This is a genomic window from Kitasatospora sp. NPDC005748 (genome assembly GCF_040630735.1).
Lineage (GTDB): Bacteria > Actinomycetota > Actinomycetes > Streptomycetales > Streptomycetaceae > Kitasatospora.
This window is the reverse complement of the sequence record NZ_JBEXYD010000022.1, coordinates 71,301-91,569: the sequence shown is the minus strand read 5'-3', so window position 1 is coordinate 91,569 and position 20,269 is coordinate 71,301. Positions and strand designations below refer to the sequence as shown.

Here is a 20,269-nt window from a genome sequence, read left to right as displayed (position 1 = left end):
CGTGGACATGCGGACGATCATCGGGAGTCCGGCCGAGGAAGGAAGCCGAGCGGCAGCAGCACGACAGGACGTGGGAGCCGACCGACGCCGACCGCGCCGGACGGCCCGGCCACCCTCGCCGTCGTCGGCGAGGCGGTGGTGCGCACCCTGACGGGCGACCTCACCGTGGACAACACGGACCGGTTCCAGCACGCCCTCGACCAGGCCGTCGGCGAGGCCGAGGGCCTGGTGGCCGTCGACCTGGCCGACTTCACCCTGAGCGTGTCAGTGCAGTGGGCCGCACAGGGCCGGGGCGGTGGCATCCTGGGGCAGGGCGGGGTTGAGTTCGCTGGCGCCCAGGAGGGGTGCTGCGAGGTGTCGTAGGTTCATGGCGGATGCTCTCCGGTGAGGGGGTCCGCGCGGTCCGCGGCGCCCGCTTCGCGGATGGGCGGGACTGCTGCCGGCTGAACTGCGCGCTTCCTACTGAGGGTTCGCAGGCACCGGGGCGACGGCTTGGTGGGCGGGCGAAGGAACTTCGCGGCCGATCGGTGCCGACGGCTGGAACGCGGCCGGCCGCCGACCCCCGGCGTGGTCGGCGGCCGTGCCAGGCTCAGGACGTGGGCATCAGGACGGTGTCGACGATGTAGACGGTGGCGTTGGCGGTCTGGACGTTGCCGCACAGCACCTTGGAGTCCTTGTTGACGGTGAACTCCTGGCCCGAGCCGGTGACGGTCAGCTCGCTGCCCTCGAGCGTCTTGTGGGTGCCGGGCAGCGCGGCGGGGGCGAGGCGGTTGGGGGTGACGTGGTAGGTGAGGATCTTGGTGAGCTTGTCCTTGTCGGCGAGGACCGCGTCCAGCTGCGCCTTGGGGACCTTGGCGAACGCGTCGTTGGTCGGGGCGAACACGGTGATGTTCTGGGCGGAGTTGAGGGTGTTGACCAGGCCGGCCTGCTTGACCGCGGTGACCAGCGTGGACAGCAGCGGGTTGTTCGAGGCCGCGGTGGCGACGGGGTCCTTGGCCATGCCGGTGAACGATCCGGCGCCGTCCTTCGGCACGGCGGCACAGGCGGCGCCGAAGGGCTGGTCCATCACCTGCACGGGCGTGGCCGTGGCCGGCACGGCGGAGGAGGCGGCTGCGGACGCGGACGGGGTGTCCATGGCGGTTCCGCTGCCACTGCTGCTGCAGGCACTCAAGGTGAGGGCGAGCGCGCCGGCCGCCAGGACGGTGGCCAGGGAGGAGCGGCGGATGTGGGACAGCGACATGAGGTTTCTCCTGATCTGGACGGGTTCATGAGGTAGTGGCGTACTGATTCGGGCCGGCGGAAGGTCGGCCCGAAGCCTTGGTGGTTGCTGCCGACTCGGCCACGGGCCGGGCCCGGGCGGTCGGGCGGGTCAGGTGACGGTGACGACGGTGCTGTGCCAGCCGGTCGCGCCGGCCGGGAACGGCGCGGCGCGCTGCTCGGTCTGGACGGCCCCCGAGGCGTCGGTGGCCCGCACCTCGATGCGGTGGGTGCCGGGCCGCGCGGCGGACCAGGTGTGGGTCCACTGCCGCCACAGGTCCGGTCCGCCGTCGGCGGCGAGCTGGGCGGTCTGCCAGGGGCCGCCGTCGATGCGCACCTCCACGGCGGCGATGCCCCGGTGGGTGGCCCAGGCGGTTCCCGCGAGCGTGACGTCCCCGGCGGGGACGCGGGCGAAGGGGGCGGGGACCTCGATGCGGGAGGCGGTGCGTACCTCGCCCCGGCGGTCCCAGCCGCGTCGGACCCAGTACGGGTCGTACGCGGCGAAGGTGGTGACGTCCAGGTCGACCAGCCACTTGGTGGCGGAGGTGTAGCCGTAGAAGCCCGGTACGACGCTGCGGCAGGGGAAGCCGCGGGCCACCGGAAGGGCCTCGCCGTTCATCGCGACCGCGAGCAGCGCCGGGCGGCCGTCGAGCACGGACTCCAGCGGTGTGCCGATGGTCATGCCCTCCTGGGAGCGGCCCACCAGCTGGTCCGCGCCCGGTCGTACCCCTGCCCGGCGCAGCAGGGCGGGCAGTGAGGCGCCGAGCCAGCGGGTGGTGCCGACGTACGGGCCGCCGACCTCGTTGGAGACGCAGGACAGGGTGTGGTCCAGCTCCTGGAGCGGCAGGCGCAGCAGGTCGTCGAACGTGAGCAGGATCGGGTGGTCGACCATGCCGTGGATGCGCAGTGACCAGTGCCGGGGGTCGATCCGGGGCAGGGTGAGGGCGGTGTCGACGCGGTAGAAGTCCGCGTTGGGGGTGGTGAACGGGGACAGGCCGGGCGCCGCGGGGTGGAGGGAGCCGGGTAGCGGCGACAGGCGTTCGGCGGGTGCGGGGAGACGGACCGCGGCCCGGGCGGCGGCGATGTCGTAGCGGTTGTCGGAGAGCGCTCGTCCGCCGAAGCCGGTGAGGGCGCCGAACGCGACGGTGCCGCCCGTGACGGCCAGGACGGTGCGGCGGCTGGGGCCCTGCGGAGGCACGTCGACAGCCGGCCGCTCGGTGACGGCGAGGGGTTCGGGGAGCCGCGCGCCTGTCCCGTCGGGGGATGCGGTGGCAGCGGCCCCGCGCAGAAGTCGGGCGAGGAGGAGCATCGCGGCGAATCCGACGATGCCTGCGGTGACGGCGGGCAGTGCGTCGGTGGTGGTGGCGGCCGGTCGCGAGAGGGCGGCCCAGATGCCGACGCCGCCGAAGAGCGCGAACACCGCGGCGCCGGCGAGCGGCCGTCGTCGGGCGAGGATTCCGGCGAGGGCGGCGAGCAGGGCCATGGTGAGGTAGATGCCGGTGAGCAGGACGGGCTTGTCGTTGGTGCCGAAGGTGCGGACCGCGTATTCCTTGAGCGGAGTCGGCGTGAGGTCGATCGCCGCCGACCCCACCGCGTACACGGGTGCGGTGTCTGGTCCGGTGAACGCGGCGACCAGCTCGCCCGCGCCGACGGCCGCGGCGGCGGCGGCCAGACCGGTGGCGGCCGCCGCCGCGGACCGCAGGATCCGGTCGCGCACGTCTCGGGAGGGGCTCTTGATGCTCACGTCGGCCATTCGGCGCATCCAGGGCGGCGGATGGGTGCCGATTCTCGGGGCCACGCGCGCAAGTGAACGGAAGGCGAATGCCCGCCGCCCGTGCGTGAGGCGTGATAAAGAGGCGCGATTCGAAGAACGCAGGTTCAATCGCCGGCTCGGCAATCCGCGGAGGCCGCGGCACCGAAGAACCGGTGTCACTTCTCGTTCGTCGGCTCTGGCGGGACCGCTCCCGCCGGGTCATGGAGGCTCCCTTGATCCCCTTCGTCCCGCCTTCGGCCCTTTCGGCCCTTTCGGCCGGGCCCTTGTTCGTGCAGGTCCCGCAGTGAGCGCGGTGCTGCGCCTGTCCGGTCCCGGCCGACCGGGTCCCGACCTGAAGGAACTCGTCGGGAAGGTCGCCCTGGGGGATCAGGACGCCTTCAGCAGCCTCTACGACGCCGTGGCCGGGCCAGTGCTCGGGCTGGTGCGCCGGGTGGTGCGCGATCCGGCGCAGTCGGAGGAGGTCGCGCAGGAGGTGCTGCTGGAGGTGTGGCGCAAGGCCGCCCAGTACCGGCCCGATCGGGGCGAGGTGATGGCATGGGTCCTGACCATCGCGCACCGGCGCGCGGTGGACCGGGTGCGCGCCGCGCAGGCGACCGCCGACCGTGAGCACCGGATCGCCGCCGCCTCGCACACCCCGCCCTTCGACGAGGTCGCCGAGCAGGTCGAGGGCCGGCTGGAGCGGGAGCAGGTCCGGCGCTGCCTCAAGGGCCTCACCGAGCTGCAGCGCGAGGCGCTGACCCTGGCCTATTTCAGCGGTTTCACCTATCCGCAGGTGGCGGAATTGCTCGGGGCTCCGCTGGGAACCATCAAGACACGGATGCGCGACGGCCTGATCCGGCTCCGCGACTGCCTGGGGGTGACCGTATGAGTACCGCAGACCTGCACACCCTCACCGGCGCGTACGCCGCGCACGCCCTCGACCTCGACGAGCGCGAGGAGTTCGAACGCCACCTGGCCCATTGCCCGGCGTGCGCTCTGGAGGTCGCCGAGTTCTCGGCCACGCTCGCGCGTCTGGGCTCTGCCCAGGCCATGCCGGTGCCGCGCGACTTCAAACAGCGGGTCATGGCGTCCCTGGACACGACCCGTCAGGAACCTCCGCGATCGAGGCAGCAGCCCGTGGGCAGGCGCGGCGGACAGCGACGCCGGGCCGTCTACCGGCTCGCGCTGGCGGCGTGCCTGGCGGCGGCGCTCGGTGCGGGCGGAATCGCGGTGCAGCAGTACCATCAGGCCGACCAGGCCCGGGCTCGGGCGGCGGCGCTCCAGCAGCAGCAGGACCGGATCGGCGGCCTGCTCACGGCACCGGACGCCCGCACCGCCAGTGGCCCGGTCACCGGCGGCAGCGGCGTGGCGACCGTGGTGTGGTCCAGGAACCAGGACACCGCCGGGCTGCTCGTCTCCGGGTTGCCCGAGCTCAAGACCGGCACCACCTACGAGTTGTGGTTCAACGACGGCGGCACGATGCGCCCCGCCGGCCTGATGCAGTCCGCCAGTGGGGCAACGCTGTTGACCGGGCCCGTGAACGGCGCGACCGGCATCGGGGTGACCGTCGAGCCGGCCGGCGGCTCGGCGCAGCCCACCGGAGCGCCGGTGGTGCTGCTCCCGTTCGCCTGACCCTTCACGGCCGGTTCCGCTGCCCGACGGGCAGCGGAACCGGTGCATCTCTTGCCCTCACCGGGAGAGCAGGTACGGCTGGCCGAAGACGATGACGTCGGTGGCCCACACCACAGGGAACATGCCCGTCCTGTCGCCCCCGGTGACCGCTACCCACTTCAAGGCCCCGAGGGGATCCTCGCGCTGAACAGGACTCGGACCGGCGGGCGGGGAGCGGATGCGGGCGCTGCGAGATGAACTCGACGGATCGTGGATGACGACGTGTGCGGGGTGCTCGGCGCGGGCAGACGGCGGTTCACACACCGACACCGAGGAGGCAGTTGTGAGCGGCATGTGGGACTACCAGAAGGCGACCGGTTACACCCCGGGCACCGACCTGACCGGTTTCCGGGTGGAAGCCGCGGACGGCCACATCGGCAAGATCGACAAGCACACGGAGGACGTCGACTCGGCGCACGTCGTCGTCGACACCGGCCCGTGGATCTTCGGCAAGCACGTCCTGCTGCCCGCGGGCACCGTCGTGCGGGTGGACTCCGACGAGAAGACGGTGTGGATCAACCGCACCAAGGACGAGATCAAGAACGCGCCGGAGTTCGACCCCGACAAGCACAGCGACGACGCCGGCTACCACACACAGGTCGGCGGCTACTACGGCCACCCCACGACGGACCCCCGCCTCTGAGAACCACCGCGCCGGCATCCGGCCCGGACCCCCGCCCCGGGGGTCCGGGCCGCCGCTGTCCACGGTGCGGGTCCGTCTCGACGCCCCCGGAAAGTACGGGCGGGAGTACGAGCGGGGCGGTGACCGTGCCCCTCCCGGTGGTTCGACGGACGATGCCGGCACACACACCGTGCCGGCCGTCGCCGACCTCGTCGCCGTCGCCGAGCGCGCCGGCGGGCACCTGGCCGCACGCTGATCCGGCAAGATCCGAAGGAGAAGGCCCAGAGGGCCACCCGGGAACGGCCGCGGGCCGCATCCGCCGATCGGCAGGTGCGGCCCGCGGAAACGCTCGGGCGAGCCGGGAGCGGCCCGCGGAGGTGCTCAGGCGACGTCGATGTAGAACTTCTCGTCACCGCCGCCGTTGGCGTTGACCTGGCAGTTCACCGTGCCGCCGGGGCCGGTCGCGGCGGTCACGCCGCTGCCGACCACCAAGCGCAGGAAGTGGTTAGGAAATGCCGTCGCCGACTCGAACGAGAATGAGCCGTTGGCTTGCGCGCGGAGCTTGTACATTTCGTACGGGAAAGCGCCGAACTGACAGTTGACGGCCCCCCCTCCGGCCATGGTGTCCGGAACTCCGGCGCCGTCCATGCGCAGGAAGACGCCCGGAAAGGCCACCGACTCGAACGCGAAGGAACCGTCACTCTGCGGTCGCACCCGGAATGCCGTCCAGGGGCCGGTGCCGAACTGGCAGTTGACCTTTCCCGCGCCGCTGCCGGCGAACTGGGTCACGCCGGTGCCGTCCAGGCGCAGGTAGATGTTCGGGTAGTGGTCCGACTGGATCGTGACCGGGGTGTCGCCGAGCTTCGCGAGGTCAGCCGCTGACAGAGGCATGAGGGTGTCTCCTTGATCCGGGCGAGTTGCGGACGAGTTGCGGACAGGGGCTCCGAGGGGCGCCGACCCGAGGGGCACCGGCCCGTGCCGAGCCGGGCAGAACCGATACTTCGGTGCGCCGAATTCCGGAATCGGAACGTCGATCGACGCCGACCCGGAAAACATGGTGAATCGCCGAACGGGACGGCTTTCCCGCTGCCGACGATGAATGTGCCGCCCCCGATTTAGCTTCCTGCTGACGCAGGCCCCGCACTGACTGTAATCGGGCCGGTGCGGGCTGTCCAGAGTCCCACTTCCGCTTAGCCGGACGGATCACGGGACGCGCCCGCGAAATGCCCGCTGACCTGGGAACGGCGGTTTGTCGGGGACGGAAATCCCGTGCGGATCGAGGGGGCGGCGGCTCAGGACCACCCCGGCGGGGTGTTGGCGGCCGTCCGGTCCAGCGTGTCGAGATCCGAAAGGAACGGCCTGGCTCCGGATGGTGCCCGTGCGCGGCGCGTTCGGGGCCACGAGGTGATGGAACCGACTCGCCGGCACCATCACCACGGACGTCATCACCGTCAGGTGAGGCGGTTGACCAGGGCGGTGAAGAGCGCGGGGGCGCGGGTGGCCAGGGGGACGATCCGTGGGGCCAGGAGCGGGTTGACGCGGGCGCGTACCAGTGCCCCGGTGAGCAGGCGGTGGTCGCGGGTGGCGCGGCGCCAGGCCCGCTCGTAGTCCAGCGGCCGGCCGGCGCGTACGCAGCGCACCAGGTGGGCCGCGCCGGTGAGGGCGAGCGAGATGCCCTCGCCGGTGAGCGCGTCGATGTAGCCGGCGGCGTCCCCGACCAGCAGGACGCGTCCCGCCACCCTGGCCCGTACCCGCCGGCGCATCGGTCCGGCGCCGCGTACGGCCGAGCCGCGGTGGGCGGTGAGGCGGTGAAGGAGTGCGGGGAACGCGGGCAGCAGTGCGTCGAACGGCAGTCGCTCGCCGGTCAGGACGGCGACGCCGATCCGGTCCGGGCCGAGCGGGGTGACGTAGGCCTCGCCGAGTGCGGACCAGTGGACCTCCACGCAGTCGGTCCAGGGCGCCACCGCGAAGTGCCGTCGCAGGCCGTAGCGCGGGGGTCGCGGGTCGGGGCGTTCCAGGCCCAACTGCCGGCGCAGGGGCGAGTGCAGGCCGTCCGCGGCGGCCAGGTAGCGGGCGGTGAGTCCGGCGGCGGTGATGCTGTCCCCGTCCTGGTGGACGGAGGTGGCCTTCCCCGCCAGCACCGGCACGCCGAGTTCGGCCGCCCGGCGCGACAGCGCGGCGTGCAGGACGGTGCGCCGCACGCCCATCCCCGCCTCGTGGCGGAACCTGCCCTCGGCGCGGTGGCGGTCGTCCAGGTAGCGGATGCCGCGGATCGGGTGGCCGACCACCGGCACGTCCAGGGCGGCCAGGGCGCGGACGGCCCCGGGCATCAGTCCCTCGCCGCACGCCTTGTCGATCGGGGCGGGACGTGGTTCGAGGACCACCGCGTCGAGCCCGGCCAGGGCGGCGTGGATCGCGGTGGCGAGGCCGGCGGGGCCGCCGCCGGCGACGAGGAGGTCGATCACGTCGACGCCGTGGCGCAGTCGGCCAGGGCGGCGTTCTCGCAGCGCAGCCGGGTGGCGAGCAGGGGGAGGTTGAGCAGGGTGAAGGCGGTCGCGGTGAGCCAGGCGCCGTGGACGAGGGGCAGGGCGGCGCCTTCGGCGACGACGGCGAGGTAGTTCGGGTGGCTGAATAGCCGGTAGGGGCCGGTGCTGACCAGCGGCAGGTGGGGCACCACGATGACCCGGGTGTTCCAGCGCGGCCCCAGGGAGTGGATGCACCACCAGCGCAGCGCCTGGGCGGCGAGTACGAGGAGCAGCATGGGCAGGCCCAGGGCCGGCAGGAAGGGACGGTGCGCGAGGTGGACCTCGGCCAGACAGCCGGCCAGCAGTGCGGTGTGGAGCAGGACCATGACGGGGTAGTGGCCGGAGCCGTGTTCGACACCGCCGCGTGCCCGGCTCCAGGCGGCGTTGCGGCGCGCGACGGCGAGTTCGGCCAGGCGCTCGACGGCGACCAGGAGGACCAGCAGCGTGTACAGGGGCATCCGGGCCTACCAGCGCAGGAGGACGAGTTCGGAGCAGAAGCCCGGTCCCATGGCGAGGAGCAGACCGGGGCCGCCGGGGGGTGGTGGCGGATCGTGGGCGAGGGTGTCGCGCAGGATGTGCAGGACGGAGGCGGAGGAGAGGTTGCCGACCTCGGCCAGTGAACGCCGCGTCAGTTCCAGCGCGCCGGCGTCGAGCCCGAGGCTCTCCTGCAAGGCGTCCAGGACCTTGGGTCCGCCCGGGTGGGCGACCCAACCGGTGACGTCCGGCGGCTTCAGGTCGTGCTCGGCGAGGAAGGACCGGACGTCCTCGCCGACGTGCAGGCGCACCAGTTCGGGCAGTTCGGCGCCGAGGACGATGGTGAAGCCGCTGTCTCCGATGTCCCAGCCCAGCGCGCGCTCGGTGCCCGGGTACAGGCGGCTGCGGGTCGCCGCCACCCGCGGCCCCGCGAAGTCCCCGGACCGCGGGTGGTGGCGTCCGACAGCCACCAGGGCGGCGGCGCCGTCACCGAACAGGGCGCCGGCCACCATGTTCGGCACGGAGGTGTCGGCGCGCTGCAAGGTGAGGGAGCACAGCTCGACCGAGAGCAGGACCGCGACGTGCCCGGGACGGCCCTGGAGGTAGTCGTGCAACCGGGCCAGGCCCGCGGCGCCGCCCACGCAGCCCAGGCCGAAGATCGGCACCCGCTTCACGTCCGGCCGCAGGCCCACCCGCCCGGCCAGCCGGGCCTCCAACGAGGGCGCGGCGATACCCGTCACCGAGGTGGAGACCACCAGGTCCACCTCCTCGGGCGCCAGACCGGCCGCCGCCAGGGCGCCGCTCAGGGCTTCCTCCGCCAGCCGCAGCCCCACGTCGATGAACAGGTCGTTGGCCCGGCCGAACCCGCCCAACTCGCGGTAACGCTCCAGCGGCAGAGCCAGGTGGCGGGTGCCGACCGCGGCGGTGGCGTGCAGCCGTTGGAGGACGCCGCGCTGGGCGTCGGACGCCGCGCACATCGCCGTCAGGGCCTCGGTGATCTCGCCCTGCTCGTACCGGTGCGGCGCGAGCACGCCGTGGACAGCCGCGATTGTGGTCACCGGCTCACCCTAGACGTGATCTGATACTTCATCATGAAATGTACGCTGGTCGGCGATTTGCCCGATCTAGCATGAGGACGTGCACACCACCGGAGTCCGGCCCGCGGCAACCCCGACCGTTCAACCGCAGTCCAGGAGGGGTGCAGCGGCACGGGGGATGCTGGCCGCCTCCCACGCCGCCCCCGCGCTCGCCGTCACCGCCGTCGTCACCGCTCTCGCCGTGGCCTGGGGGCGGGGCACGGCGGGAAGCGCGCTGGTGGCCTCGGCGGTCCTGACCGGGCAGCTGTCGGTGGGCTGGTGCAACGACCGGATCGATCTTCACCGCGATCTCGCCACCGGCCGCACCGACAAGCCGCTGGTGGGCGGCGTCGTTCGCCCGCGGAGCGTGGCCGCCGCCGCCGGGGGCGCACTCGCGCTGTGCGTCCCGCTCTCGCTGGCGGGCGGACTGGCGGCGGGCACCGCCCACCTCGTCGGGGTCGCGGCAGCCTGGTCCTACAATCTGGGCGTCAAGCGCACGGCGCTGTCCTGGCTGCCCTACGCCGGGGCCTTCGCGCTGCTGCCCGCCTTCGTCACCCTCGCGCTGCCCGGCCACCCGTGGCCCCCGGCGTGGGTGACGGCGGCCGGCGCCCTGCTCGGTACGGGTGCTCACCTCACCAACGCGCTTCCCGACATCCCCGGCGACCTGGCCACCGGAGTGCGTGGTCTGCCCCACCGCCTCGGCCCGCACCTCACCCGCGCCCTGGCCGCGACCCTGCTGCTGGCCGGGGCGGCCGCCCTCGTCCTGGGACCGCCCGGGCCCCTCACCACCACCGACCGGGCCTGCCTCGCCGCCACCGGCACGCTCGCACTCACGGTCGCCCTCCCCACCCGCGACCCGCGCAGCCGCCTGCCCTTCCTCGCCAGCCTCGCGCTGGCCGCCCTGGACATCGCCCTGCTCCTGCTGCGCGGCACCGCTCTCACCTGACAGCGGCACGCGCGGCCTCGTCACACCGCACCGCCTCGCTCACCGTCCGATCCTCCGGGAGTACCGCGGCGCCGGGGCGGTGACCGGTGCGCGGGCCGGGAAGGACGGATTGGGCCATTGGGCCGTGTCGGGGCACTGGGCCGTCACGCAGGTCGCCACAGGTAGCAGGTAGCAGGTAGCAGGGAGCAGGACGGGCGAGCGGGCCGGGTCTGCGAGGTGCCGCCGCCCACGGCCGCCTTCACGAGCACAGGACACCGGCGCGGGTGGATCCGTTCTCCGCGATCGTCCGAGGAGGCCACGCCGCCACGTCACCGCCGACTCCGCGCCCCGGCTGTTCGGGCCCCCGGGCGAGCGTAGGGGTTCCCGCATCCCTACCTGAGCAGGGCCTACGGGGGCTGAGTGGTGCGGCCCGGCGCATCGTCGGCGGGTGATCGACACTCACAGCGTCTGGCCTGCACGGCGGAGATGCTGAGTATGGCGCCGGGTGAGCCGACGTCGGGCGGTGGCCGCTTGCGGCAGACTGCTCCTGCCGCGCGCGGGCCGCAATCCGGCGATGACGAAGATCGCGGCGAGAAGCAAAGGCGCTGACAGAAGGACGAGGACGGGCATCATCGGACTCCTCACACAAGTGGTCGAGCACATATCCGGGTCTGTGTACGAGAGACAGCCGCGGCGGCAGGGTTCAGGCCTGCACTGTCCGCGCTCGATGGCGGCCAGGATGGTCCACTGCATCGGCTGATCCGGCAGCGAAGCGGAGAGAGGCACAAGGGGCCGGCCTGGCCGGCGTCGAGCCCAGAAGGGGTGGAGCGATCAGCCGAGTCATGACAGTCACAGCCGCCTCCGCGCGCTGGTCCGGTGTGGTGTGGAGATCACTTGCCCGCTGAGAGGTGGCCCAATCCCGGTCGTGAGACGCGGCGTTCGGCGCGCCGTGGCCGGCTCCCGCGGCAGACGCACCCCGCGCGCGCACCCGCACGCACAACCGGGCCGGCCGCGACTCGGCACGACAAGGCCGGTGGGCCGCTCCCACAGACGTCCGCTCGCTCCGCGCGGCAGTACGAAGGCCGGGGAAGTAGGTGACCTTCGCACCACGGCGGCCGAACGCGCGGGGCGCGTCCCGGGGCCGGTCGGAACGAATCCGACCGGCCCCGGAAGATCCACTACCCCAGCGGCGTTCGCCACCCGGTGCGCGGGGTCAGCTCGTCGGCAGTGCCGCGAACAGGCCGCGGCCCGCACGCTGTGCCCGGCCGGCCTTGACGAGCCGTTCCAGGGTCGTGCGGACGTTGTCGTCCGTGCTGCCGGGGCTGAGGGTCGCGGAGACCTCGCCCGCCCGCACCGGCTTGCCGGCCGCGGCGAGGGCGTTCAGGACATCGTCGGCGATCCCACGGGATCGCTTCGGTGCCGTCGGGGCTGCCGGAGCCGGCGAGGCCGACTTCTTCGCCGGGGTCTTCTTCGCGATCCGTGCCTCGGGCTTGCTCTCGGCCGGGCCGGCGCCGGCTTCGGCGGCCGCAGGGGTGGTCCCGCGGGGCTTGCGTGCGGTTCGCTTGGCGGGCGCTGCCTTGGTGGCGGGCGCCCGGCGCCGGGTTGCCTTCTTCGGTTCCGGTTCGTCGGCTGGGGGGAGCGGCCCCGCGGCGGCCCCGGCCGGCTCCGGCTCCGCTGCCGCCGGAGCTTCTTCGGCGGACACGGGTGGGGGAGTGGCAGGCTCGGCTGTCGTGCCGACGGAGGGCCGTAGGGCCGCGTCGGCTGCGAGCAGGCCGTCGAGGGCGACCCGCAGCGAGGTGACGTACGCGGCGACTCGCTTCAACTCGCTTTCGAGCGCGGCTTTCTGCTCCTCGAGCCGGGAGAGCTGGCCTTCGACGAGCGTGATGGCGGCTGCGACGCCGGAGTTCGTTTCGACGGAAGGTGCCAAGGGGTGACCTCACTCACATGTGGGAACGGCGACCGCCGTACGGATGATCGCCTTCAGGACGCGCCTGCCCGCTCTGCACCCGGGCAACCCCGCAGGGAGCCGGGGACAGCAGCGAACCTCACGGGCTGTTCGACCATCCGCCCAAGGTGGCACTCGCGTGCTTGGTCGGATCCCGAAGGGATCTCGAAGAGTTCGGCCTTCACGACACCGCGCTCCCCGACCCACCGCGGCTGCGCCATGCCCGGGACCAGCTCACCACCGGCCCCACCGACCCGGTGTCCTCCACCCTCCACCTGGACGGTGATCGTGCCCGGCCCGGCTCCCGCCTCGGATACCGTTCTCCTACACGGGGTGCCATAACGGATGTGGCGCCCCCTACGGAGGTAGCCAGCGTATGAGCTCCAAGCGCAGCCAGAATCCAGCCCTGCCCGTCCTCGACGACGCCTACCGGCTCGCGTCGGTCAAGGACACCGAAGAGTCCGCCCGCGACCTGGCCGCACGGCTGGCCACCACCGAGCTGCGCCGCGCCTCCCACCCCGGCCGGGTCACCTGGGATCCCACCGATCAGGCCGAGCCCGTACCGGCCCCGCCCACTGTGGTCGACGGCGACGGGGACCTGTGGCTGAGGGACCGGGGAACTGGCACCTGGACCATGCCCGAATTCGACCCGAAGACGTTCCCGGCCCGCTGTGGCGAGGTCCTGACGTGGAGCGAGCTCTCCTCTGAGTACGGCCCACTGACCGCACTGGCCGACGACCGCCACGTCGGCGGCCGCCGCCGCTGACCGTGCGGCCCTCCGGGTCGACCGCGCCCCGGAAGGACACCGACCCGGCTCTGAACGTGGCCCTTCTCCCCGATCCGGAGCGGATCGGGCCACACCGTCCGGCTGGTTGTCCAGGCGGTGTGCCCGCGCTTCGAGGTGCCGCGTGAGCCTGCGGGCAAGCGAACCGCCGCCCCGGGACGCCTGACCGGTGATGCCCTGGGAGCAGCCGCACAGCAGTGGTCGAGGCGGAGCGCACCTGCTGGTGTGTCCGCCCGCGCTTGCGCGGAATTCGACACGTCGGGAACACCCCTCTCCGTCGGTAGAGCGGACAGCGAAGGGCCGCCACCGATTCGGTGGCGGCCCTTCGCCGGTGTGACGGTGAGGGCTTGTTCGGGCGAATGGAGAACCCGTGCGAACTCGGCGCTCCGGCTGGGCCGGTGGCCGCCGCCGGTGGCCGCCGCCGGAGCAGCCGGGGAGCGCCTGGGAGGTGTCGGCTCGGGGCGGGTGACCGGGCTTCGGGGTCAGCCGCCGACGTGGATGCCGGGTCGACGGGCGGGGTCGGGTTCGTGCTTGCGGATGATCTCCCGGGTGACGGGGGCCGTGTCGCCGCGGCCGAGGAGGAAGTAGCGGAACATGTGCTTGAGGGGGCTGCCTTCGGCCCAGGCGAAGTAGCAGTGCGGTTGGACGCCGGTGGAATCGCGCAGAGCGAGCAGGATCGCGGCGATGGCGTTGGGCGCGGCGGGGGCTTCGGTGCGCAGGACGCGGTAACCGTCGACCTCCACGCCGTGGACGGTGAGGGTTTCGCTGAAGTCGGAGGGGTCGACGACGTCGATCTCCAGGAACAGCACGTCGGCGGGGCCGGGCACCGGGTTGATGCCGCGCTGCTCGCGCTCCTTGTCCTCGTACTCCGCGCGGTCGCCGGCCTGGCGGCGGTTGGCGATGATGTTGATGGCCTGGTCGTGGGCGAGGGTGTCGGTGACGAACCGGCGGGCCGCCGGGTCGAGGACGATGCGGTCCGCCCGCAGCTCGGTGGTGCGCGAGACGCGGGAGACCAGCGACACGGTGATGATGCCGAGGATGAAGAGGCCGGAGATGGCGATGCCGTCCGGCTTGTCGACGATGTTGGACACCAGGGCGTAGAACAGCACCGCGGTGAGGAGGGCGAAGCCCGCGGTGGCGGCACGGCGGCGCCGGCGCAGCGCGGAGACGGTGACCGCGAACGCACCGGAGACCATCATGGCGAGGATGCCGGTGGCGTAGGCGCCGGCCTGCGCGTTGACGTCCGCGTCGAAGGCGATCGTGATGAGGATGCACAGCGCCGTGTAGACGAGGACGACCGGGCGCACCGCCCGTCCCCATTCGGGAGCCATCCCGTAGTCGGGCAGGTAACGGGGGACGATGTTGACCAGACCCGCCATGGCGGAGGCACCGGCGAACCACAGGATCAGGATGGTGCTGACGTCGTAGACGGTGCCGAACGCCTCGCCGACCTTCTCGTGGGCCAGCCACGCCAGTGCGCGTCCGCCGGCCGCGCCGCCGGGTTCGAACTCCTTGTGGGGGATGAGGACCGTGGTGACGAAACTCGCGGCCAGCAGGTAGACGCTCATGACGACCGCGGCGGTGGTCAGCAACTTGCGGGCGTTGTGGATGCGCGCTTCAAGCCGCTCGGCCGGGTTCGCGCCCTCGGCGGCCACCAGGGGCATCATGCTCACGCCCGTCTCGAAACCGGACAGGCCCAGCACCAGCAGCGGGAACGCCAGCAGCGCCGGTTCGGCCAGGCCGCTGAAACCGCCGCCGCCTTCGGCCAGCGCGTCCGTCCACGCCGACCAGGCCCCCGGCGTGGTGAACACGTCCACCAGGCCGACGGTGACGGTCACCGCGTTGAGGACGAGGAAGACCGCGACGAGGGGGATGGCGACGGTGACCGCCTCACTGAACCCGAGCAGGAAGACCCCGCCCAGCAGGAGCAGCAACCCGATGGTGAGGGCGACCTCGTGGCCGTGCAGGGCACCGGACAGGTAGGGGTTCTCCACCAGGTGCACGGAGGCATCCGCCGACGACAGCGTGATGGTGATGATCCACGACGTGGCGACGAAACCGAGCAGCACCAGAACGAACAGTTTGCCCCGCCAGAACGGCAGCAGGTCCTCCAGCATCGCCACCGACCCCGCGCCGTTGGGGCTCTCCCGCGCGACCCGCCGGTACATCGGTAGCATCCCCACCAGCGTCAGCAGCACGATCAGCAACGTCGCCAGCGGCGAGACCGCTCCAGCGGCCAGCGCGGCGATGGCCGGCACGTAGGCGAGGCTGGAGAAGTAGTCCACCCCGGTCAGGCACATCACCTTCCACCACGCCTGCGGCTCGGTGTGCCCCTCGGCGGCCGCCGGACCCACCGGCTGCACCCGGTGGCGCAGCAGCCACCGCCCGACGCCTCCGGTCGGCTGCGTCCGCGGAGCAGCGCTCTCCACCACTTCCGGAACGGCCAGATCGGCCGGACCCTCCTTCATTCCCCCATCACCCTTCGAGGCTCAGCACACCGCGGCAGTCGCCGTGGCCAGGTGAGTATGCGCTACCCGGCAACCGTCCCGAACGGGGGGTAGGCCGGGACGCGCCGGACCGGGAGCCTCCTTCCCCGTCGCTGCCGGCACATCCCCGCGGGAAACGAGCCTCCGGCCCGGTCCACCCCTGCGAGAAACGAGCCTCCGGCCGACCCGCACCGCCTGGACGGGGGCCCGCGTCGGTCACGGACCGGGCAGAGGGCCGCGATGGAGGAAGGGAAGGCCGGTGCCGGCCGCTGGCGGGTCGGCCGGCGACGCCGAGCGGTGGGACACCTCGGCCGCCCAGGCCGGGTGGACGGAGTGGGAGACCCGTCCGGAACGGGTGTGCGGCGGCCCTGACGGGGAAGGCGGGGCGCATCACCGGACGGTCATGCCTTACGCGTACAAGGAGAAGATCATGTCGTTCATCTGGGCCGTTGTCGCGGGTCTCATCATCGGCGTACTGGCCAAGCTGGTCATCCCCGGCCGCCAGCCGATTCCCCTGTGGCTCACCGTCATCCTGGGTGTGGTGGGCGGTCTCATCGGCAACGCGCTCGCCGGCGCCTTCGGTGTCGCGGACACCGGTGGCATCGACTGGATCCGTCACATCTTCCAGATCGCGGCCGCCGCCGTCCTCATCATGGTCGTCACACCCCTGTGGGGCCGCCGACACGCCTGACCGGCGCCCGCCGCTCACGGTGCCCCGTCGCCCTGTTCGGTCGGCGGGGCACTCGCATGCGCTGGAGTCGGGTGATCGGTCGGGCAGGCCCTCCCGGGCCGGTCCACCCGACAGGCCGCCCGGCGCGGCGACCGAAGCGACCGAGCGGCACTGCACGACGGGGCGGAACGCTGCCTGACGGTGGTGCCGGCACCCGGCACCCGGCGCCGGTTGGCCGGTGCGGGCGGCTGCCGCTCCGGGACAGCCGATGGGCGTGGCCCGGACCCTGTGGCCGGTGCTCAGGTCACCGCGGTAGTCCTGGCCGGGCGGCTCCCCGCCTCGTGGCAGCACGAGGTCAACTCGTCACGGGCTCCAGCCGCAGCCGCCGGATCGGCCAAGGTGGTGGCTCGGCCGGGCCGAACCAGACCCGCACGTCCACCCCGGTGCGGACAGGCAGGAGGGGGAAGTCGTTCTCGGCGTGCTCGGTGCGGTGCAGCGCATGCCGCCGGTCCAGGTGCCGGGCGGCGTACGTGTCGAAGGCCGCCGCGTCCGACGGCCGGCAGAGCGTCGCGACCACCTCGCGGGTGGACGGCTCAGGTGTGAACCCCGGACCGCGCAGCAGCAGGACGTCGTCGCTGTCGACCATGGCGGCGTTGGCCGCGTCGCGGTGCTCGCGCCAGATCGTGCCGGTGTAGAACGCCTCCAGCGCGTGCCGGCGGTGCGTCATGTCGGGGAACGCGCGCAACCAGACGAAGCGGTCCGGGTCGTCAAGGTCGCGGAACCGGCCCCCCATCGTGATGCCGGCCGCCTGCTGGCCGGTCACGAACTCGCGCTCGAACAGTTCGATCAGGGTCTCCCGGGCGCCGGGGCGCAGGGTGTACTGCCGGAGTTCGACGATGCTCATACGCCGGCCGGCCCGGTGCGGGTGAAGTCCATGATCCAGTTGAGCTCCCGGGTGAGGCCGCCGTCACCGGAGAACTCCTGCTCCCAGCGGGCGGCGTCCGGGCCGAGGCGGTACCAGGTGAAGTGCACCCGGATGGGGCGGTCGTCGTAGGTGTCCTCGCCGTGGAAGTCACCGCGGTCGCCCGTGAATGCGCCGACCACCGGGGGATCCAGCCGGCCCGTCCGGCTGTCGGACCAGTGGATCGACCACAGTTTCGTCCCGTGGTCGAACAGCCGCAGGGTCACGCCCTGGCGGCCGAGGGTGGGGAAGGTGATCTCGTCGATGTTCCCGGCGCCCCCGACCAACGGCTGGATCACCGAGTGGCCCGGGAACTCCTCCCAGGTGCCGGCGCCCGCGCCCGCGCCGTCGAGCGGGGTGGTGAGGCGCCGGTTGGCCACGTGCCAGGAGCCGTGCAAGAAGTCGAAGTCGTTCATGCGCCGCAGGTTAGGGGCACTCCACTGACATCCGCTGTCAGTGGATAATGGGGAGCATGCGTGCGAGCCGGCTGGTCACCCTTCTCCTGCTGCTCCAGAACCGGGGCCGGATGACGGCCCAGCAGCTGGCCGCGGAACTGGAGGTCTCCGTCCGTACGGTCTACCGCGACGTCGAGGCGCTCGGGGCCGCCGGTATACCCCTGTACGGCGACGCCGGGCACGCGGGCGGCTACCGGCTGGTCGAGGGCTACCGAACCCGACTCACCGGGCTGACCGCGGACGAGGCGCAGGCCGCCTTCCTCGCCGCACTCCCCGGCACCGCCGCCGAGCTCGGCCTCGGCGAGGCACTCACCAGCGCCCAGCTCAAGCTGCGGGCCGCCCTTCCCGCCGAGTTGCGCGAGCACGCCGGGCGGATCCAGGAACGCTTCCTGCTCGACGCCCCGGGCTGGTACGGCGATGCCGACCGCACCCCTCACCTGGCCGCGATCGCCGCCGCGGTGTGGGCCCGGCGGGCGGTGGTCCTGCGGTACCGGCGCTGGCGGGCACCGCAGGAGATCGAGCGGCGAGTGCAGCCGTACGGACTCGTACTCAAGGCCGGCCGCTGGTACCTGGTCGCAAGCGGGCCGACCGGAATCCGCACCTACCGGGTCGACCAGATCGTTCGACTCCGCCCCCTGGAGGAGGAGTTCGTCGTCCCGGACGGGTTCGACCTGGCCGTGCACTGGAACACCTACCTCGCCGACTTCCGAGCCCGGCTGCACACCGGGGAGGCTCTGGTACGGCTCACCCCGGCGGGAGCCCGCCGGCTCGGCGTGACACCAGCAGGTGACGGGTGGACGGAAGCCCGGCTGCCCATCGAGTCCATCGACCACGCCCACGGAGAGTTCCTCCGGCTGGGCACCGACATCGAGGTCATGGCACCGGCCGAACTCCGCGACCGCATCGCCGAGACGGTACGGACCCTGGCCACCCGCTACGGGGGATGACTCCGGGCAGAGGGATCCCCGGGGGTACTGCTGTCGGCGGTGTCGTGCGAGCTGCTGGGTGAGGCGTACGAGGAGGGCGGACCGGGCCCGGCCGCCGTGGGGGCGCTGGGGGAGCGGCGGCGTACACGGTGGGCGACGTGGTGCCGGCGCGGCGGGGAGCCCGGCATCGCGAGCGGTCCGGGCACGGCCCGTCGCAGCCCTCGGAGAGCGAGCGGCAGGGTGCGCGGGGGAGGGGCGATCGCTTCGGGCGGGCCCCTCCCCCTGTGCGTCAGGCCTTTCTGCGCGCCGTCTTGTAGAGCTCGGCGGTCAAGGCGGCCACCTCCTCCTGCGAGACGCCCTTGCCACCATTCATCGCCTGCGCCAACTCGACGACGTTGACGCCTCCCAGCGTGGAGTAGTCGGCCCAGGCGCAGACCGGGAACCGGAACTCCGCAGGACCGCCCTTCGGGGCGTCGGCGTTCTTGTCAGGGGTGACTTTCACGTCCTGGCACTTCATGAGCGCGCCCTCGAAACCGTCGGGCTTCACGGCCCTGGGTTCTCCGAGGCGCTCCAGCTTGAGACCACGCGCTTTGCCGTCACCCTTCAAGCCTTTCTTGGTGATGTTGGCGAAATAGTGGTCCAGCGCCGTGGCGGGGTCGGGGATGTCGCCGTAGAGGCCATCGAAGATCAGGCGCTTGCCTCCCACCTTCGCCGGATCGCCGGGGTCAGTGCTTGCCGCGTTGTAGACCCCCGACACCGCCTGCGCGTTGTTCACACCGCCGCCCGCCGCCTCCTTCTTCTGCTCGGCGGTCAACTCTCCGGGCGCACTGGCCGGGCCCGATTTCTTGTAGGCATCGACCGACTCCGGAGCCACGAGCGTGTAGCCCTTGCTGTCCGCGGTGACGTCACCGTGGCCCGCGCCCCCACCGTCGTCGCCGACCACGACGTACGCGCCTCCCGCGATCACCGCGAGGGCGACGACCACTCCGGCGATGATCAGGCCCGTCCTCTTCCCCGCGGCCGGCTTCGGCGGCGGGTAGCCACCCGGTGCGCCGCCGTACGGGAACTGCTGTACGAAGGGGTGCGGTTGCTGGGGCGGGCCCCAGCCCTGCTGGCCGAGCGGCTGCGGCCCGGAGGCCGCCGCCGGTCCGAACCCTCCGGGCTGGTGGTGTGGCTGGGGGCCGTACGGGCCGGGCTGGTGGTGTGGCTGGGGGCCGTACGGGCCGGGCTGGTCGTCACTCATGTGCACCGTCCCGGTGGGTAGGGGTCGACGGCCGCCGAGCAACCTGCCGGGCGGCGGTGTTCGACCCGGAGGCGGCGCAGAAGCTGTTCCAGGCGCGTGCGGCGTGGGCCGTGCCGGCCGGCTTGTCGTTGCCGGACGCCAGTCCCCGGACCTTGGACCAGGGGAGTTCTTGATGGCCCCCCTTCATCTTCTGTGCGGATCCGTCGATGGCGAGGCGGAGACCGATATCGGACGTCACGCTGAACTCACCCTCCTTCTTGATAGATCCACCATGTGGTGCGACTGCGTTTGCGCGATCGCTCACTGGGCCTGCTGCAGAGATCCTGATGTCCGGATGCCCTCCGCCGAGCCGGGACGGAGAGGTGAACGCTGCCGCGAGCCGGACGCCCTGATGGTGGTGGGCCGAACCGCCCGGGCAACAGGCCAAGCCACCGGCCATTGGTGACCGGCGGTCGAACGGCCCCCTGACCGTGCCGTTCCGACGGCCGTCGGCTCC

Annotated in this window: 19 protein-coding genes and 1 pseudogene; 9 read left to right on the top strand and 11 right to left on the bottom strand. The window is 72.6% G+C overall.

Features of this window, described 5'->3' with window-relative positions:
* The first annotated feature begins 138 nt into the window (after positions 1–138).
* The gene (locus tag ABZ495_RS18345) at positions 139–363 is read left to right on the top strand and encodes a hypothetical protein (RefSeq protein WP_359836836.1); all 225 of its coding nucleotides are present in this window, start codon (positions 139–141) and stop codon (positions 361–363) included.
* 226 nt (positions 364–589) lie between these two features.
* Here ABZ495_RS18345 and ABZ495_RS18340 read toward each other — a convergent pair whose 3' ends face one another.
* Both ABZ495_RS18340 and ABZ495_RS18335 read right to left on the bottom strand, forming a co-directional pair.
* Positions 590–1,240: a fasciclin domain-containing protein gene (locus tag ABZ495_RS18340; protein WP_359836834.1), complete on the bottom strand. Its 651-nt coding sequence runs from the start codon at positions 1,238–1,240 to the stop codon at positions 590–592.
* Between the two features lie 129 nt (positions 1,241–1,369).
* Entirely contained in the window at positions 1,370–3,010 is a 1,641-nt protein-coding gene (locus ABZ495_RS18335) for a molybdopterin-dependent oxidoreductase (RefSeq protein WP_359836832.1), read from the bottom strand.
* A gap of 304 nt (positions 3,011–3,314) precedes the next feature.
* Here ABZ495_RS18335 and ABZ495_RS18330 point away from each other — a divergent pair, with 304 nt between their 5' ends.
* From ABZ495_RS18330 to ABZ495_RS18320, 3 genes are all read left to right on the top strand, one after another.
* The gene (locus ABZ495_RS18330; RefSeq protein ID WP_329491802.1) at positions 3,315–3,899 is read left to right on the top strand and encodes a sigma-70 family RNA polymerase sigma factor; all 585 of its coding nucleotides are present in this window, start codon (positions 3,315–3,317) and stop codon (positions 3,897–3,899) included.
* Positions 3,896–4,642 (top strand): anti-sigma factor, encoded by a 747-nt coding sequence (locus ABZ495_RS18325; RefSeq protein WP_359836830.1) that lies wholly within the window; start codon positions 3,896–3,898, stop codon positions 4,640–4,642. The genes ABZ495_RS18330 and ABZ495_RS18325 overlap by 4 nt, the downstream gene beginning before the upstream one ends.
* 331 nt (positions 4,643–4,973) lie before the next feature.
* Positions 4,974–5,324: a PRC-barrel domain containing protein gene (locus ABZ495_RS18320; RefSeq protein ID WP_359836870.1), complete on the top strand. Its 351-nt coding sequence runs from the start codon at positions 4,974–4,976 to the stop codon at positions 5,322–5,324.
* Positions 5,325–5,684: 360 nt separating this feature from the next.
* Here ABZ495_RS18320 and ABZ495_RS18315 read toward each other — a convergent pair whose 3' ends face one another.
* The 4 genes from ABZ495_RS18315 to ABZ495_RS18300 all read right to left on the bottom strand — a co-directional run bounded on the left by ABZ495_RS18315 (position 5,685) and on the right by ABZ495_RS18300 (position 9,360).
* A complete protein-coding gene (locus ABZ495_RS18315) occupies positions 5,685–6,194 on the bottom strand; it encodes a hypothetical protein (RefSeq protein WP_359836828.1) in 510 nt (169 codons plus the stop codon).
* A 560-nt stretch (positions 6,195–6,754) separates the two neighbouring features.
* Positions 6,755–7,768, bottom strand: a complete 1,014-nt coding sequence (locus tag ABZ495_RS18310; RefSeq protein WP_359808370.1) for an NAD(P)/FAD-dependent oxidoreductase — start codon at positions 7,766–7,768, stop codon at positions 6,755–6,757.
* Entirely contained in the window at positions 7,765–8,286 is a 522-nt protein-coding gene (locus tag ABZ495_RS18305) for an isoprenylcysteine carboxylmethyltransferase family protein (protein ID WP_359808368.1), read from the bottom strand. Before ABZ495_RS18305 ends, ABZ495_RS18310 begins: the two co-directional genes overlap by 4 nt.
* A gap of 6 nt (positions 8,287–8,292) precedes the next feature.
* Positions 8,293–9,360, bottom strand: coding sequence for a type III polyketide synthase (locus ABZ495_RS18300; protein ID WP_359836826.1), 1,068 nt, complete (start codon positions 9,358–9,360; stop codon positions 8,293–8,295).
* 157 nt (positions 9,361–9,517) lie between these two features.
* Between ABZ495_RS18300 and ABZ495_RS18295 the strand changes: the two genes are divergently transcribed.
* Positions 9,518–10,324 carry a UbiA family prenyltransferase gene (locus ABZ495_RS18295; protein WP_359836825.1) on the top strand — a complete coding sequence of 269 codons (807 nt, stop codon included), beginning with the start codon at positions 9,518–9,520 and terminating at the stop codon, positions 10,322–10,324.
* Positions 10,325–11,516: 1,192 nt separating this feature from the next.
* On the opposite strand, the gene ABZ495_RS18290 is transcribed toward ABZ495_RS18295, so the two are convergent.
* The gene (locus tag ABZ495_RS18290; protein WP_359836823.1) at positions 11,517–12,230 is read right to left on the bottom strand and encodes a hypothetical protein; all 714 of its coding nucleotides are present in this window, start codon (positions 12,228–12,230) and stop codon (positions 11,517–11,519) included.
* Between the two features lie 394 nt (positions 12,231–12,624).
* Here ABZ495_RS18290 and ABZ495_RS18285 point away from each other — a divergent pair, with 394 nt between their 5' ends.
* On the top strand, positions 12,625–13,014 hold the full coding sequence (locus tag ABZ495_RS18285; protein WP_359808363.1) for a hypothetical protein: 390 nt from the start codon (positions 12,625–12,627) through the stop codon (positions 13,012–13,014).
* Positions 13,015–13,514: 500 nt separating this feature from the next.
* On the opposite strand, the gene ABZ495_RS18280 is transcribed toward ABZ495_RS18285, so the two are convergent.
* A complete protein-coding gene (locus ABZ495_RS18280) occupies positions 13,515–15,500 on the bottom strand; it encodes an amino acid transporter (RefSeq protein ID WP_359836821.1) in 1,986 nt (661 codons plus the stop codon).
* A gap of 448 nt (positions 15,501–15,948) precedes the next feature.
* Here ABZ495_RS18280 and ABZ495_RS18275 point away from each other — a divergent pair, with 448 nt between their 5' ends.
* Positions 15,949–16,209 carry a GlsB/YeaQ/YmgE family stress response membrane protein gene (locus ABZ495_RS18275; protein WP_329491812.1) on the top strand — a complete coding sequence of 87 codons (261 nt, stop codon included), beginning with the start codon at positions 15,949–15,951 and terminating at the stop codon, positions 16,207–16,209.
* A gap of 334 nt (positions 16,210–16,543) precedes the next feature.
* On the opposite strand, the gene ABZ495_RS18270 is transcribed toward ABZ495_RS18275, so the two are convergent.
* Both ABZ495_RS18270 and ABZ495_RS18265 read right to left on the bottom strand, forming a co-directional pair.
* Complete coding sequence (locus ABZ495_RS18270; RefSeq protein WP_359836819.1) at positions 16,544–17,092, bottom strand: NIPSNAP family protein; 549 nt, start codon at positions 17,090–17,092, stop codon at positions 16,544–16,546.
* Positions 17,089–17,565: a hypothetical protein gene (locus ABZ495_RS18265; RefSeq protein WP_359836817.1), complete on the bottom strand. Its 477-nt coding sequence runs from the start codon at positions 17,563–17,565 to the stop codon at positions 17,089–17,091. Before ABZ495_RS18265 ends, ABZ495_RS18270 begins: the two co-directional genes overlap by 4 nt.
* A gap of 56 nt (positions 17,566–17,621) precedes the next feature.
* Between ABZ495_RS18265 and ABZ495_RS18260 the strand changes: the two genes are divergently transcribed.
* Both ABZ495_RS18260 and ABZ495_RS18255 read left to right on the top strand, forming a co-directional pair.
* On the top strand, positions 17,622–18,551 hold the full coding sequence (locus ABZ495_RS18260) for a WYL domain-containing protein (RefSeq protein WP_359808357.1): 930 nt from the start codon (positions 17,622–17,624) through the stop codon (positions 18,549–18,551).
* Positions 18,552–18,772: pseudogene (locus ABZ495_RS18255) on the top strand (ZIP family zinc transporter); the annotation flags it as partial.
* A gap of 47 nt (positions 18,773–18,819) precedes the next feature.
* On the opposite strand, the gene ABZ495_RS18250 reads toward ABZ495_RS18255, so the two are convergent.
* Positions 18,820–19,773, bottom strand: a complete 954-nt coding sequence (locus ABZ495_RS18250) for a hypothetical protein (RefSeq protein WP_359836816.1) — start codon at positions 19,771–19,773, stop codon at positions 18,820–18,822.
* Between the last annotated feature and the right edge of the window lie 496 nt (positions 19,774–20,269).

Excerpts from the sequence above, each read along its gene's own strand:
- ABZ495_RS18340 (WP_359836834.1), bottom strand. The coding sequence starts at position 1,240 with ATGTCGCTGTCCCACATCCGCCGCTCCTCCCTGGCCACCGTCCTGGCG.
- ABZ495_RS18335 (WP_359836832.1), bottom strand. The coding sequence starts at position 3,010 with ATGGCCGACGTGAGCATCAAGAGCCCCTCCCGAGACGTGCGCGACCGG.
- ABZ495_RS18325 (WP_359836830.1), top strand. The coding sequence starts at position 3,896 with ATGAGTACCGCAGACCTGCACACCCTCACCGGCGCGTACGCCGCGCAC.
- ABZ495_RS18320 (WP_359836870.1), top strand. The coding sequence starts at position 4,974 with ATGTGGGACTACCAGAAGGCGACCGGTTACACCCCGGGCACCGACCTG.
- ABZ495_RS18315 (WP_359836828.1), bottom strand. The coding sequence starts at position 6,194 with ATGCCTCTGTCAGCGGCTGACCTCGCGAAGCTCGGCGACACCCCGGTC.
- ABZ495_RS18305 (WP_359808368.1), bottom strand. The coding sequence starts at position 8,286 with ATGCCCCTGTACACGCTGCTGGTCCTCCTGGTCGCCGTCGAGCGCCTG.
- ABZ495_RS18295 (WP_359836825.1), top strand. The coding sequence starts at position 9,518 with ATGCTGGCCGCCTCCCACGCCGCCCCCGCGCTCGCCGTCACCGCCGTC.
- ABZ495_RS18285 (WP_359808363.1), top strand. The coding sequence starts at position 12,625 with ATGAGCTCCAAGCGCAGCCAGAATCCAGCCCTGCCCGTCCTCGACGAC.
- ABZ495_RS18280 (WP_359836821.1), bottom strand. The coding sequence starts at position 15,500 with ATGAAGGAGGGTCCGGCCGATCTGGCCGTTCCGGAAGTGGTGGAGAGC.
- ABZ495_RS18275 (WP_329491812.1), top strand. The coding sequence starts at position 15,949 with ATGTCGTTCATCTGGGCCGTTGTCGCGGGTCTCATCATCGGCGTACTG.
- ABZ495_RS18270 (WP_359836819.1), bottom strand. The coding sequence starts at position 17,092 with ATGAGCATCGTCGAACTCCGGCAGTACACCCTGCGCCCCGGCGCCCGG.
- ABZ495_RS18265 (WP_359836817.1), bottom strand. The coding sequence starts at position 17,565 with ATGAACGACTTCGACTTCTTGCACGGCTCCTGGCACGTGGCCAACCGG.
- ABZ495_RS18260 (WP_359808357.1), top strand. The coding sequence starts at position 17,622 with ATGCGTGCGAGCCGGCTGGTCACCCTTCTCCTGCTGCTCCAGAACCGG.
- ABZ495_RS18250 (WP_359836816.1), bottom strand. The coding sequence starts at position 19,773 with ATGAGTGACGACCAGCCCGGCCCGTACGGCCCCCAGCCACACCACCAG.